Source organism: Streptomyces sp. NPDC002324, from assembly GCF_053593335.1.
The window spans coordinates 40,041-52,899 of the sequence record NZ_JBSFCF010000033.1 but is presented as its reverse complement, the minus strand read 5'-3'; the positions used below and the strand labels follow the sequence as shown (position 1 = coordinate 52,899).

The 12,859-nt window shown below is 71.8% G+C and carries 9 protein-coding genes; 6 read left to right on the top strand and 3 right to left on the bottom strand.

Annotation, left to right across the window (positions count from 1 at the left end):
• Positions 1 to 6 precede the first annotated feature (6 nt).
• Positions 7 to 1,374: a phosphatase PAP2 family protein gene (locus ACWCRJ_RS33100; RefSeq protein WP_450942751.1), complete on the top strand. Its 1,368-nt coding sequence runs from the start codon at positions 7 to 9 to the stop codon at positions 1,372 to 1,374.
• Between the two features lie 91 nt (positions 1,375 to 1,465).
• On the opposite strand, the gene ACWCRJ_RS33095 is transcribed toward ACWCRJ_RS33100, so the two are convergent.
• A complete protein-coding gene (locus ACWCRJ_RS33095; protein WP_450942750.1) occupies positions 1,466 to 1,831 on the bottom strand; it encodes a DUF4180 domain-containing protein in 366 nt (121 codons plus the stop codon).
• A gap of 339 nt (positions 1,832 to 2,170) precedes the next feature.
• Between ACWCRJ_RS33095 and ACWCRJ_RS33090 the strand changes: the two genes are divergently transcribed.
• The 5 genes from ACWCRJ_RS33090 to ACWCRJ_RS33070 all read left to right on the top strand — a co-directional run bounded on the left by ACWCRJ_RS33090 (position 2,171) and on the right by ACWCRJ_RS33070 (position 10,082).
• Entirely contained in the window at positions 2,171 to 3,064 is an 894-nt protein-coding gene (locus tag ACWCRJ_RS33090; protein WP_334659798.1) for a serine hydrolase, read from the top strand.
• A 74-nt stretch (positions 3,065 to 3,138) separates the two neighbouring features.
• On the top strand, positions 3,139 to 4,218 hold the full coding sequence (locus ACWCRJ_RS33085) for an esterase-like activity of phytase family protein (RefSeq protein ID WP_450942749.1): 1,080 nt from the start codon (positions 3,139 to 3,141) through the stop codon (positions 4,216 to 4,218).
• 90 nt (positions 4,219 to 4,308) lie between these two features.
• On the top strand, positions 4,309 to 8,046 hold the full coding sequence (locus ACWCRJ_RS33080; RefSeq protein ID WP_450942748.1) for an ABC transporter ATP-binding protein: 3,738 nt from the start codon (positions 4,309 to 4,311) through the stop codon (positions 8,044 to 8,046).
• 121 nt (positions 8,047 to 8,167) lie between these two features.
• Positions 8,168 to 8,518 (top strand): hypothetical protein, encoded by a 351-nt coding sequence (locus ACWCRJ_RS33075; RefSeq protein ID WP_450942747.1) that lies wholly within the window; start codon positions 8,168 to 8,170, stop codon positions 8,516 to 8,518.
• A 133-nt stretch (positions 8,519 to 8,651) separates the two neighbouring features.
• Positions 8,652 to 10,082, top strand: a complete 1,431-nt coding sequence (locus tag ACWCRJ_RS33070) for a S28 family serine protease (RefSeq protein WP_450942746.1) — start codon at positions 8,652 to 8,654, stop codon at positions 10,080 to 10,082.
• 75 nt (positions 10,083 to 10,157) lie between these two features.
• Here the strand turns inward: ACWCRJ_RS33070 and ACWCRJ_RS33065 are convergent, their stop codons facing one another.
• Together ACWCRJ_RS33065 and ACWCRJ_RS33060 are read right to left on the bottom strand one after the other, a co-directional pair.
• Positions 10,158 to 10,799: a hypothetical protein gene (locus tag ACWCRJ_RS33065; protein ID WP_450942745.1), complete on the bottom strand. Its 642-nt coding sequence runs from the start codon at positions 10,797 to 10,799 to the stop codon at positions 10,158 to 10,160.
• A gap of 164 nt (positions 10,800 to 10,963) precedes the next feature.
• On the bottom strand, positions 10,964 to 12,766 hold the full coding sequence (locus tag ACWCRJ_RS33060; RefSeq protein WP_450942744.1) for a glycoside hydrolase family 3 protein: 1,803 nt from the start codon (positions 12,764 to 12,766) through the stop codon (positions 10,964 to 10,966).
• Positions 12,767 to 12,859 lie beyond the last annotated feature (93 nt).

Below are 12,859 nucleotides of genomic sequence, written 5' to 3'. Positions count from 1 at the left end.
ATATCCATGGTCTCGCGGGTGTTCCCGCGTATACGAAGCGCGTTCGCGTCCGTCGAGTGGCGTCGGCCGAGGGTGATTCTGTGGGCCGCGGCGAGTGTCGCGACCGTCGGATTCATTCTCGCGCTGGAGATCGTCTCTCGTGGCTACGGACTGCCGGGTCCGATCACCAACCAGGCGCGAGAGGTGATATTCGCCCCCAAGTCGGGGCCGTTGCTGTACGCCAGCATGGCGTTGACGATGGTGGTGCTCACCTGGCGGCAACGGTTCATCGCCCTCGGTGTCGCGATCGGGATCGACGTCGTCTTCTTCCTGGTGCGGTGGGCTCTCGACGCCAAGATGATGTTCGGCAACGGCGCGCTGTGGGTGCTGCTGGGCTGCGCGGTCATCGCCGTCACCCGCCGCACCGGCCGTGAACGGGCCCTGCTGCTGAAGGGTGTCGGGCTGGGCCTGCTGCTGGTGGCCGGCCGCAAGACCGGGGACGCCTGGCTGCTGATCACGTCCAAGACCCGCCCGACGGTGCTCGACCCGTATCTGGCGACCGCCGACCACGCGCTGGGCAACCCCTCGTGGCTGGTGGGCCGGATGGTCAGGGCCACCGGCCCGGTCGGCACCCATCTGCTCGACTGGGTCTACATCCAGCTCGCCGTGGCCGCGGTCGGCGTCGCGCTCTACCAGTTGCGCCACGTGGCCGCCGAGCGCCGCTTCCCGCGCCACCACCTGGTGCGCACGTTCCTGGTGATCGGTCTCCTCGGGCCGGGCATCTACATGATCTTCCCGGTGGTCGGACCGGTCTTCGCCTACGGCTCCGGCGCGTTCGGCACCGGCGGCGGGCACTGGGCGCTCGCCGACCTGTGGCCCGACATTCCGCCGCCGGTCGGGGTCCCGCACTCCATGCCGTACGACGAGATCACCCCACGCAACTGCATGCCCAGTCTCCACACGGCGTGGGCCACGGCGATCTTCATCCACTCCCGCGGCGGCCCGCGCCTTCTCCGGTACGCGGGTACGTTCTGGCTGATCGCCACGCTCACCGCGACGCTGGGATTCGGCTACCACTACGGCGTGGACCTCATCGCCGGAGTCGTGTTCACGCTCACCATCGAGGCGGCTCTGCGCACGGTCGACCGCGGCTGGGACCGGTCGGGAACACGGCTGGTCGCCTACGGCGCGACGGTGTTCGTCGCGCTTCTGCTGGCCTATCGCCATCTGCCGCTGGAGATGGCCCGGCACCCGTGGGCGTACGGACCGCTGATCCTGCTGATGATGGCCTCGGTCGGCTACGGCTACGTACGGAACGAACGGCGATGGGACGGGAAGCCCGCGTCGACGGCGCTGCCGGAACGGCCGGCGGAGCGGCAGCCCGAGCTGGTGTGAGACGCGGTTCGGGGGTTTGTCCGGATCACCGGGCGCCGCGCCGAGACCCTCGGCGCGGCGCACCCGGCGCGGCCGGTCCGCTGCGCGGCCCTCAGCCCCGCAGGCGCTCCCGCAGCTCGTCGATGTCGGCCAGGAACCACGTCTGACGATTGCGGTTGCACTCCCGGACGAAGTCCCGCAGCGACGAACTGGCCTCCGTGTAGGGGGAGATGTCGCCGATCACCGCGAGGCGGACGCCGTACTGGACGAACTTCTGGACGATGTCGCCGGCGACGCGCGTGCGCAGCCGGAAGAACGCCTCGTCGAACCGCTCGACGGGGACGACGACCCAGGTGGCGCCCTGGTACCCGGCGTTGCCGATGAGATCCAGGGCGTCGCTCTCGCGGGCGATCGTCTCGCCCTCGGGGCCGCACATCAGCACGGGCACGTCGTGGATCGTCTCCAGGGTGGTCGTCATGACGTCGAGCCTATGGTCCGGCGGCGACCGGGCGACTGGATTCCGCCACCGGTCGCCCGCGGGGAAGCAGGTGCGCGAACTTCTCCGTGGATCGGGGCCCGGTGTCCGGGCTGCGAGAAGCCGCTCCGGCAGCGAGCCCGTACCGATCCCCGATCAGGCGAACACATGTACAACCATCGCGTACTCTCGCGAGTCGACTGAGGTGAATCCGCCCGTGGCGGGTTCCAGTCGCTCAAGGGGATGGGAAAAAAGTAGATGACTCACCGGATATCGGGGGTATCCCGGGTGTCGCGTACGTCCAGAAGTGCGCGTGCGGTAGCTGCGGGGATCGGCGTCGGGATGGTCGTGTCGTCGGCGGCGGTGGCGTTCGCGCCGGCCGCCGCGGCGGCGCCGGCACCGCAGGTCAGTTGTACGTCGAAGCAGGCCGGGCTGGCCGAGAAGCTGCAGAAGGACATCACCGCCGCGCTGGGGAAGCGGAAGGGGACGGTGGCCGTCGGGCTGTCCGAACGGACCACCGGCACCACCTGCACGCTGCGCGGCGACACCGCCTTCGACTCGGCCAGCGTCGTGAAGGTGACCGTGCTCGCCGCGCTGCTGTACGACGCGAAGAAGACGAACAGGTATCTCACCGACCGTGAGACCAAGCTCGCCACCGCCATGATCACCAAGTCGGACAACGCCTCCACCAGCACCCTGTGGAAGCAGCTCGGCATGAAGAAGATCAAGGCGTTCCTCACCGCCGCCAAGATGACCCAGACCAAGCCGGGCGCGGACAACTACTGGGGCCTCACCCAGATCACCGTCCGGGACGAGCAGCGGCTGCTCGCCCTGCTCACCGCGAAGAACACCGTGCTGAGCGACAACGCCCGCGCCTACACCCTGAAGCTCATGAACCAGGTCGTCGCCTCGCAGCGCTGGGGCACCCCCGCCGGGGCCCCCTCCACCGTGAAGGTGCACGTCAAGAACGGGTGGCTGTCCCGCGCCACGCACGGCTGGCGGGTGCACAGCGTCGGCACGTTCACCGGCGGCGGGCGGGACTACACGATCACCGTCCTGACCCACGGCAACCCGGACATGCAGTACGGCGTCAACACCATCCAGGGTGTCGCCAAGGTCATCCACAAGGATCTCGTGCCCGTCGCCAAGAGCGCCTCCGGTGCGCCGAGCGTGCAGCGCTACGTGCCCACCGACCGGCCCCAGGAGGCGACCGTGCCGGTGCCCGAGAACGAGTAGACCGCGGCGAGTGGCATCCGGACGTTCACGGCGAGGCCATCCGCGGATCACCGGCGTCGTCCTACCGTGACGCCATGCCTCTCAGAAGCCTCGTCGCGACCCTGACCGCGGGCCTGACGGCGGCCACCACCCTGGCCGCCGCCGGGCCCGTCCACGCCGGGCCCGTCCACGCCGGCCCGCCGCCGAGCCACGCCTGTTCGCCGTCCGTGTCGATCGCGGCGTACTCCGACGCCCTCGACAAGACGACCTACGACGGCACCTTCGTCGGGAACCTCTCCGGCCTCGCCGTCGACCACGACGGCTCGCTCCTCGCCGTCTCCGACCGGTCCTCCCTCTTCGCCCTCGACCGCCGCACCCTGCGGCCGAGGAGCGTGGTCCCGCTCGCCTCGGAGGCCGGCGCCGCGCTCGACTCCGAGGCACTGGCCGTCGACCGTGACGGCACCCGGCTCGTCACCTCCGAGACCGAGCCGTCCGTCCGCCGGTACGACCGGGCCGGGCGGCTCCTCGGCACCCTGCCCGTGCCCGCCGCGCTGCGGGTCGCCCCGGCCGGGCGGGCCGTCGCCAACCAGACCTTCGAGGGGCTCACCCTCCTGCCCGGCGGGCGCACCCTGCTCGCCTCGATGGAGGGCGCCCTCGCCGGGGACGCCGCCGGGGTCGTCCGCCTGCAGACCTGGCGGCGGCACGGCCGGGCGGGGGACTTCCGGCTCGCCGCCCAGTACGGCTACCGCGCCGACACCGGACTCGGCGTCGTCGAGGTGGCGGGCCTGCCGGACGGGCGGCTGCTGGTGCTGGAGCGGGGCTTCACCGCCGGGGTCGGCAACACGGTCCGCCTCTACGCCGCCGACCCGCGCCGAGCGACCGACACCGGCGGCGTGGACGTCCTCACCGGCCGGGACGGCGACGGCGTACGGCTCGTCGGCAAGACCCTCCTCGCCGACCTCGCGCACTGCCCCTCCCTCGGCGCCACCGCCAAGCAGCCCCAGCCGAACCCGCTGCTCGACAACATCGAGGGGATGGCCGTCACCGGGCAGTGGCGGCACGAGGCACACGACGGGCACGGACCGGGACGGCTGGACGTGCTGCTGGTCAGCGACGACAACCAGAACGCCGTACAGACGACCCGCTTCTACTCCCTGCGGGTGCTCGTGGGCTGAGCGCCGCCCCCGAATTGTTGCGGCGGGATGAAATCCGCTGCCCCGCGTGTTGGTCTCGTGCGGAGACCAGGACGAACGGAGGGCACCGGCGTGGTAGCGCAACAGGGGGGCGACCGAGGTTGGGCGCGCAGACTCGCCGGATACGCCTGGCGGTACCCCAGGGACGTGATCCTCGCCCTGGGGTCGTCCCTCGGCGGTATGGCCGTGATGGCCCTGGTCCCCCTGATCACCAAGGTGATCATCGATGACGTGATCGGGGACCGGACCCGGGAGATGGCCCCCTGGGCCGGGGCCCTGATCGGTGCCGCCCTCCTGGTGTACGTCTTCACCTACATCCGCCGCTACTACGGCGGCCGGCTCGCGCTCGACGTCCAGCACGACCTGCGCACCGAGATGTACGGGACGATCACGGGCCTCGACGGACGGCGGCAGGACGAGCTGTCCACCGGGCAGGTCGTCGGCCGCGCCACCAGCGACCTCCAGCTGATCCAGGGCCTGCTCTTCATGCTGCCGATGACCATCGGCAACATCCTGCTGTTCCTGATCTCCCTCGTGATCATGGCGTGGCTGTCCCTGCCGCTGACCCTGATCGCGGTCGCCGTCGCCCCCGCGCTGTGGTGGATCGCCCGGCGCAGCCGCGCCAAGCTGCACCCCGCCACCTGGTACGCCCAGGCCCAGGCCGCGGCCGTCGCGGGCGTGGTCGACGGCGCCGTCAGCGGCGTCCGCGTGGTCAAGGGGTTCGGGCAGGAGGACCAGGAGACCGGGAAACTGCGGGAGGTCGGCCGCCGGCTCTACGCGGGGCGGCTGCGGACCATCCGGTTCAACTCCCGGTACACCCCCGCCCTCCAGGCCGTCCCGGCGCTCGGCCAGGTCGCGATGCTGGCGCTCGGCGGCTGGCTGGCCGTGCGCGGGCACATCACGCTCGGCACGTTCGTCGCGTTCTCCACGTACCTCGCCCAGCTCGTCGGCCCCGTCCGCATGCTCGCCATGGTCCTCACCGTCGGCCAGCAGGCCCGCGCCGGCACCGAGCGCGTCCTGGAGCTGATCGACACCGAGCCGGCCCTCACCGACGGGACCAAGACCCTCCCCGCCGACGCGCCCGCCACCGTCGAGTTCGACGACGTGTCCTTCGGGTACGACTCCGAGCGCCCCGTCCTGGACGGCCTCAGCTTCGAGATCCGCCCCGGCGAGACCCTCGCCGTCGTCGGCTCCTCCGGCTCCGGCAAGTCCACCGTCTCCCTCCTCCTCCCGCGCTTCTACGACGTGGCCCGCGGCGCCGTCCTCATCGGCGGCCACGACGTCCGCGAGCTGACCCTCGACTCGCTGCGTGCCGCGATCGGCCTGGTCCCCGAGGACTCCTTCCTCTTCTCCGACACGGTCCGCGCCAACATCGCCTACGGCCGCCCCGACGCGACCGACGAACAGATCGAGGCCGCCGCCCGCGCCGCCCAGGCGGACCGTTTCATCGCCGAGCTGCCCGACGGTTACCTCACCAAGGTCGGCGAGCACGGCCTCACCCTCTCCGGCGGCCAGCGCCAGCGCGTCGCCCTCGCCCGCGCGATCCTCACCGACCCCCGCCTGCTCGTCCTCGACGACGCGACCTCCGCCGTGGACGCCCGGGTGGAGCACGAGATCCACGAGGCGCTGACCCATGTCATGGAGGGCCGCACCACCCTCCTCATCGCCCACCGCCGCTCCACCCTGAACCTCGCCGACCGCATCGCCGTCCTCAACGAGGGCCGCCTCGCCGACATCGGCACCCATGAGGAGCTGGAGGGCCGCTCCGACCTCTACCGCAGGCTGCTCACCGACCCCGACGAACTCGGCGGCGTCTCACCCGGCCACCTCCCCCCGGCCGCTCTCACCAAGGCCGACGACACCCCCGTACGCGACTCGATAAGGGACGAGCTGGACGCCGAGTTCGACGCCGAGCGCGGCATCACGCCCCGGCTGTGGACCGGCGACCGGGAGCCCCGTGACACCGCCTTCGACGGCACCCCCGCCACCCCCGAACTCCTCGCCCAGGTCGAGGCGCTGCCCCCGGCGACCGACGCCCCAGGCGTCGACGAGGCCCGCGCGGTCGCGCCGGAGGAGTCGTACGGCCTGCGGCGGCTGCTGCGCGGCTTCGGCCTGCCCCTGCTGATCAGCCTGGCGCTCGTCGCCGTCGACGCGGGCACCGGCCTGCTGCTGCCCGTGCTGATCCGGCACGGCATCGACGACGGGGTCTCACAGGCGGCCCTCGGCGCGGTCTGGGCCGCATCCCTGCTGGGCCTGGTCGCGGTGCTCGCCCAGTGGGCGGCCCAGATCGGCGAGACGCGGATGACCGGCCGCACCGGCGAGCGCGTCCTGTACTCCCTCCGTCTGAAGATCTTCGCCCAGCTCCAGCGCCTCGGACTCGACTACTACGAGCGGGAGTTGACCGGCCGGATCATGACGCGGATGACGACGGACGTCGACGCCCTGTCGACCTTCCTGCAGACCGGCCTGGTCACGGCCTTCGTCTCCGTCGTCACCTTCTTCGGCATCATGGGCGCCCTGCTGGTGCTCGACGTGGAGCTCGCCCTCGTCGTCTTCGCCACGCTCCCGCCGCTGATCGTCGTCACGTTCTTCTTCCGCCGGGCGAGCGTGAAGGCGTACGAGCTGGCCCGCGAGCGGGTCTCCGTGGTCAACGCGGACCTCCAGGAGTCGGTGGCCGGGCTGCGGATCGTGCAGGCGTTCCGGGGCGAGCGCGCGGGCGGCGAGCGGTTCGCGGTCGGCAGCGACAGCTACCGCCGGGCCCGGGTCCACGGCCAGTGGCTGATCTCCCTGTACTTCCCGTTCGTGCAGTTCCTGTCCTCGGCGGCCGCGGCGGCCGTGCTGGTCGTCGGCGCCCACCGCGTCGACGCGGGCACTCTGACGACCGGTGCCCTGGTCGCCTACCTCCTCTACATCGACCTGTTCTTCGCCCCCGTCCAGCAGCTCTCCCAGGTGTTCGACGGCTACCAGCAGGCCACCGTCTCCCTGGGCCGCATCCAGGAACTCCTCCAGGAGCCGACGTCCACGAAGTCCGCCGCCGAGCCGCGGAAGGTGGGCTCCCTGCGCGGTGAGATCACCTTCGAGGACGTGGACTTCGCCTACGGCTCCGCCGATGGGGAAGCGGCCCTGAGCGGTGTGGCTCTCACCGTCCCCGCCGGACAGACCGTCGCCTTCGTCGGCGAGACCGGCGCCGGCAAGTCGACGCTCGTCAAGCTCGTCGCCCGCTTCTACGACCCCACCGGCGGCCGGGTCACCGTCGACGGCACCGACCTGCGCGACCTCGACCTCACCTCGTACCGGCACCGCCTGGGCGTCGTCCCGCAGGAGGCGTACCTCTTCCAGGGCACGATCCGGGACGCCATCGCCTACGGCCGCCCGGACGCGACCGACGCCGAGGTGGAGGCCGCGTCCCGCGCGGTCGGCGCCCACGACATGATCGCCACGCTCGACGGCGGCTACCTCCACGAGGTGGCCGAGCGCGGCCGCAACCTCTCCGCCGGGCAGCGGCAGCTGATCGCCCTGGCCCGCGCTGAGCTGGTGAACCCCGACATCCTGCTCCTCGACGAGGCGACGGCCGCGCTCGACCTGGCCACCGAGGCCCAGGTCAACCACGCCACCGACCGCCTCGCCGGCCGCCGTACGACCCTCGTCGTGGCGCACCGGCTCACCACGGCCGCCCGCGCCGACCGCGTCGTCGTCATGGACCACGGCCGGGTCGCGGAGGACGGCACCCACGACGAACTCCTGGCGCGCGAGGGCCGGTACGCGGCACTGTGGCGCACGTTCGTGGGCGAGCCGGTTCTGAAGCCGTAGCGGCCCTTCGTAGCCTGTCCCCTTGAGCGCGCAACCGTTCGAGGGGAGTTGTGCGTCCGTACATCAGTACGGGTGTGTGGCGGGAGGGGCTGCAGTGAGCGGGCGTGGGATACGTCGGCGCATGGCGCTCGGACTGGCCGTGCTGACGACCGCCGGGCTGCTGACACTGGCGGGTCCGCCGGCGAGTGCGGAGGCCGCCGCGTCCTGCGGCGGGCGCAAGGTACGGACCCTGACCTTCGCCACCGGCACCGTGCGGGTGTACCGCAAGGGCGGCCGGTACGTGTGCGCCGTGCTCGTGCCCGAAAAGCAGGCCCGCAAGGGGACCCTGCGCATCCGGGCCCGGGGCGGCCAGTGGGTCCGCAACGTCAAGAGCCCCGCCGGTCCCGTGACCGTGCACGCGGGCCGGCGCCCCGTGTGGATCAAGGCGAAGGCAGGCGGCCGGAGTTACGACTCGGGCTGGATCCTGCGCTGAACCGCGCACAGGGTTTTCCCTATCCCGCCCATCTGCCGCCGAAAGCAGTCCAGTTGGCCCCTTTCTTCCCTGGTGCCCCGGCGGTGGCTCCGATAGCTTCCGGCGCACAGCCGCTGCATAGGGGAGAAAACGCATGCGCAAAGCACTCAGGTGGGTGCTGTCGCTCGTGGTGCTCATCGGCACGTTGAGCACGGCGGGGGCGGCCACGGCCGCCGGGTCGGACACCGCTGACATCAAGGACCGACTGCTCGCCATCAAGGGCGTGAGCCTGATCCAGGAGAAGCCGTACCCGGGTTACCGCTTCTTCGTCCTCAACTTCACCCAGCCGGTGGACCACAGGAACCCGAAGAAGGGCACGTTCCAGCAGCGGATCACCGTGCTGCACAAGGACACCGCCCGGCCGACGGTCTTCTACACCGGCGGCTACAACGTCTCCACCAACCCCGGCCGCCGCGAGCCCACCCAGATCGTGGACGGCAACCAGGTCTCCATGGAGTACCGCTTCTTCAACCCCTCCCGCCCCGACCCGGCCGACTGGTCGAAGCTGGACATCTGGCAGGCGGCCAGCGACCAGCACCGGATCTTCAGGGCCCTGAGGAAGATCTACCGGCAGAACTGGATCTCGACCGGTGGCTCGAAGGGCGGCATGACCGCCACCTACTACGAGCGCTTCTACCCGCACGACATGGACGGCGTCGTCGCGTACGTCGCCCCCAACGACGTCGTCAACGATGAGGACTCGGCCTACGACCGGTTCTTCGCCAAGGTCGGCACCAAGGAGTGCCGTGACCGGCTGAACGCCGTGCAGCGCGAGGCGCTGGTGCGCCGTGAGCCGCTGGAGAAGAAGTACGCGGAGGTCGCCGCCGCCGACGGCCTCACCTTCGAGACGATCGGCAGCCTCGACAAGGCGTACGAGGCGGTCGTCCTCGACTACGTCTGGGGCTTCTGGCAGTACAGCCTGCTCGCCGACTGCGACAGCGACGTCATCCCGAAGGACGCCAAGGCCGCGACGGACGACGAGATCTGGACGTCCATCGACACGATCTCCGGCTTCTCCGCCTACGCCGACCAGGGCCTGGAGCCGTACACGCCGTACTACTACCAGGCCGGCACGCAGCTGGGCGCCCCCGACATCACGTTCCCGCACATCGAGAAGAAGTACATCCGCTACGGCTACCAGCCGCCCCGGAACTTCGTCCCGCGTGACATCGAGATGACGTTCCAGAAGAACGCGATGCGGGACGTCGACACCTGGGTCCGGAACAACGCCAAGCAGATGCTCTTCGTCTACGGGCAGAACGACCCGTGGGGCTCCGAGCCGTTCCACCTGGGCAAGAAGGCGCGCGACTCGTACGTCTTCACGGCACCCGGCGCCAACCACGGTGCCAACGTCGCCGGTCTGGTGAAGGCGCAGAAGGACCTCGCCACGGCCCGGATCCTGAAGTGGGCGGGCGTCGCCCCGGCCGCCGTCCAGGCCGACCCCAGCAAGGCGAAGCCGCTGGCGAAGTTCGACTCCAAGCTCGACAAGCGTGACGTCGAGCGGGAGATGACGCTCCGGCCGTAACCCGCCGGAGCTGTGAGCGAGTGGGGCCCGGTCGCCGCCGTCCGGCGGTGACCGGGCCCCACACGTTCCCGGACGTCACACCGGCACCGCGCACCCCACCGGCCGGTCCCCGCCCAGCCGTACGTACAGGTCCGTGGCGGCCGGGCACCGCGCCCTCGTGCCGACGGCCGTCGTCACCTCGTACTCCGGATCGTGCTCGCCCCGGCCGTCACAGGCCGTCTCGCGGACCTCGCCCCGGCCGGAGCCGTAGACGCAGTCACCGACGATGGTGCGGGGGCCGCCCCCGCCGCCGGGGTCGCCCGGGTGGGGCGGCTGGAGCTTGCGCATACAGGCATAGCCCTGCGGCACGGAACCGTCGCCGTCCTCGTCCGCGCCGGACGCGCCGGAGCGGCCGGACCCGCCCGAAGCGGGCCGGGACTCGCTGATGTGGAGGACGAAGTCGGTGGTCGGCGGGCAGAGCGGCCCCTGGCCGACCCGGTCGTCGTGCCGCGCCACGACCCGGGCGGCGGCCCGCTCGCCCGCGCAGGGCACCTCCGTGAAGCTGGTCGTCCCGAACGAACTGCACTCGTCGACCCCGAGGAAGACCGTCCCGTACCCGGACGTCGGCGTGGGCACGGCCGTGGTCGTGGTCGTCGGCTCCTCCGGCTTCTCGCCCACCCCGTCCGGCCAGGCCTGACACCCCGAGAGCGCGGCGACCGCCAGGACGACGGCGGTCACCAGCCCTCCTGCGCGCACCCTTCGAACGCGACGCGTCCCTCGCATGGCCCTCCCCGATGAACCCCGTCCAGCGTGACCTCGGGGAGGGGGGTCACGCCGGACATACCGTGCGCTTTGCGTCACTTGGGGCCGGTGTGCGAATGATGCGGCGTAGGCCCTCTACGTCAGGGTCCGTAGGTCAGGCCATGCCCGATCGGGTACAGCACCAGCGCCGGGTCGTCGGCCCGCTGCACCGGCACCGGCAGCCTGCCGCGCGGCGCCACCCGCCCGGCCAGCACCCGGGCCGCCGCCCGCACCTCCGTGTCCGTCCAGGAGTACGACGCCACGTAAGCCTTCACCGCCGGGAGCTGGGCCACGTCGTACGGGTTGCGGATCGCGACCGCCACCACCGGGACCCCGGTGGCGAGGAGGCGGGTGACGAGGGTCCGCTGGGTGCCGGCCGCCGTCACGTTGTACGTCGCCACGACCACCGCGTCCTTGCCGGCCGCCGCCGCGACGGCCTGGTCGACGACCGCCTGGGTGGGAGCCGTGCCGGTCGACAGCCGGGTCGTCGTGAAGCCGAGGGCGGCGAGTTCGGCGGCGAGGACGGCCGTCGGCGGGCCCGTGGTGCCCGACGGGGACGCCGGGTCGGCGCCGACCACCAGCACGTTCCTGTGCCTGCGGCGGGACAGCGGCAGCAGCGCGCCCTCGTTGACCAGGAGGGTCGTGGTCCGCTCGGCGATCCGGTCGGCGGCGTCGAGGTGCCGCGCGGTCCCCACCACCCGGTCGACACCGGCGTCACTGACGTACGGCCGCTCGAACAGCCCGAGCTTCGCCTTCAGCCGCAGGACGCGCAGGACCGACGCGTCGAGGCGCTCCTCGGTCAGCTCACCGGCGCGCACGGCGGCGAGGACCGCGTTCCACGCCACGTCGATCGAGGGCGGGTTGAGGAGCTGGTCGACACCGGCCCGCAGCGCCAGCACCGGCACCTGGTCGTCGCCGTACTTCTCCCGTACGCCCTGCATGCCGAGCGAGTCGGTGACCACGACCCCGTCGTAGCCCAGCTCGGCGCGCAGGATGCCGGTGAGGATGGGGCGGGACAGGGTGGCCGGGTCGCCGGAGGGGTCCAGGGCGGGGACCATGATGTGCGCGGTCATGATCGAGTCGATGCCGGCGCGGATCGCGGCCCGGAACGGCGGGGCGTCCAGGGCGGACCACTGGGCCCGGGTGTGCTCGATGACCGGGAAGCCGTAGTGGCTGTCGACGGCCGTGTCCCCGTGCCCCGGGAAGTGCTTGGCGGTGGCCGCGACGCCGGCGCCCTGATACCCCTTCACCTGCGCGGCCACCAGCTTCGAGACGGCCCGGGGGTCGGCGCCGAAGGACCGTACGCCGATGACCGGGTTGGCCGGGTTGACGTTCACGTCGGCGACCGGCGCGTAGTCCTGCCGGACACCGAGCGCGCGCAGTTCGGCGCCGCTGACGCGTCCGGCCTCGCGGGCGTCGCTCGCGGAGCCGCCGGCGCCGAGGGCCATCGCGCCCGGCAGCAGCGTGGCGGGCCTGCCGATTCTGGCCACGGCGCCGTGCTCCTGGTCGGTGGAGACGAGCACGGGCAGGCCGCGGGGGAGGGCGAGGGAGGCGCGCTGGATGCCGTTGCTCAGGGCGGCGATCTGGTGGGGGTCGCGGGTGTTGTGCGCCCAGGAGAAGTAGATGATTCCGCCGACCCGGTACCTCGCCAGCAGCTCGGCGGCCGTCCGGACGCCCAGCTCCTGGAGGTTGGCGTCGATGTCGGCCTGGTCGGGCGCGGTCGCCGAGTGCCCGTAGACCCGCATCACGAAGAGCTGGCCGACCTTCTCCTCAAGGGTCATGCGTGAGATCAGCCGGCGGAGTCTCTTGTCGTCGGGGCCGCTGCCGGCCCGCGCGTCGGTGCCGAGCGCCAGGGCCGAGGTGACGCCCGCCGTGGCGGCGAGAACGGTACGTCTGGAGGGCACGTGCGTCGCTCCTTCCGGAGGTGGGGGAGAGAGGGAGCTGCTGCTGACTGCTGGCTGCTGACTGTTGAAGGAAACTTCCAGGTGTCACGATTA

Bases quoted from the DNA above. Each gene is read 5' to 3' on its own strand.
- ACWCRJ_RS33100 (WP_450942751.1), top strand. From the start codon at position 7: ATGGTCTCGCGGGTGTTCCCGCGTATACGAAGCGCGTTCGCGTCCGTC.
- ACWCRJ_RS33095 (WP_450942750.1), bottom strand. From the start codon at position 1,831: ATGACGACCACCCTGGAGACGATCCACGACGTGCCCGTGCTGATGTGC.
- ACWCRJ_RS33090 (WP_334659798.1), top strand. From the start codon at position 2,171: ATGGTCGTGTCGTCGGCGGCGGTGGCGTTCGCGCCGGCCGCCGCGGCG.
- ACWCRJ_RS33085 (WP_450942749.1), top strand. From the start codon at position 3,139: ATGCCTCTCAGAAGCCTCGTCGCGACCCTGACCGCGGGCCTGACGGCG.
- ACWCRJ_RS33075 (WP_450942747.1), top strand. From the start codon at position 8,168: ATGGCGCTCGGACTGGCCGTGCTGACGACCGCCGGGCTGCTGACACTG.
- ACWCRJ_RS33070 (WP_450942746.1), top strand. From the start codon at position 8,652: ATGCGCAAAGCACTCAGGTGGGTGCTGTCGCTCGTGGTGCTCATCGGC.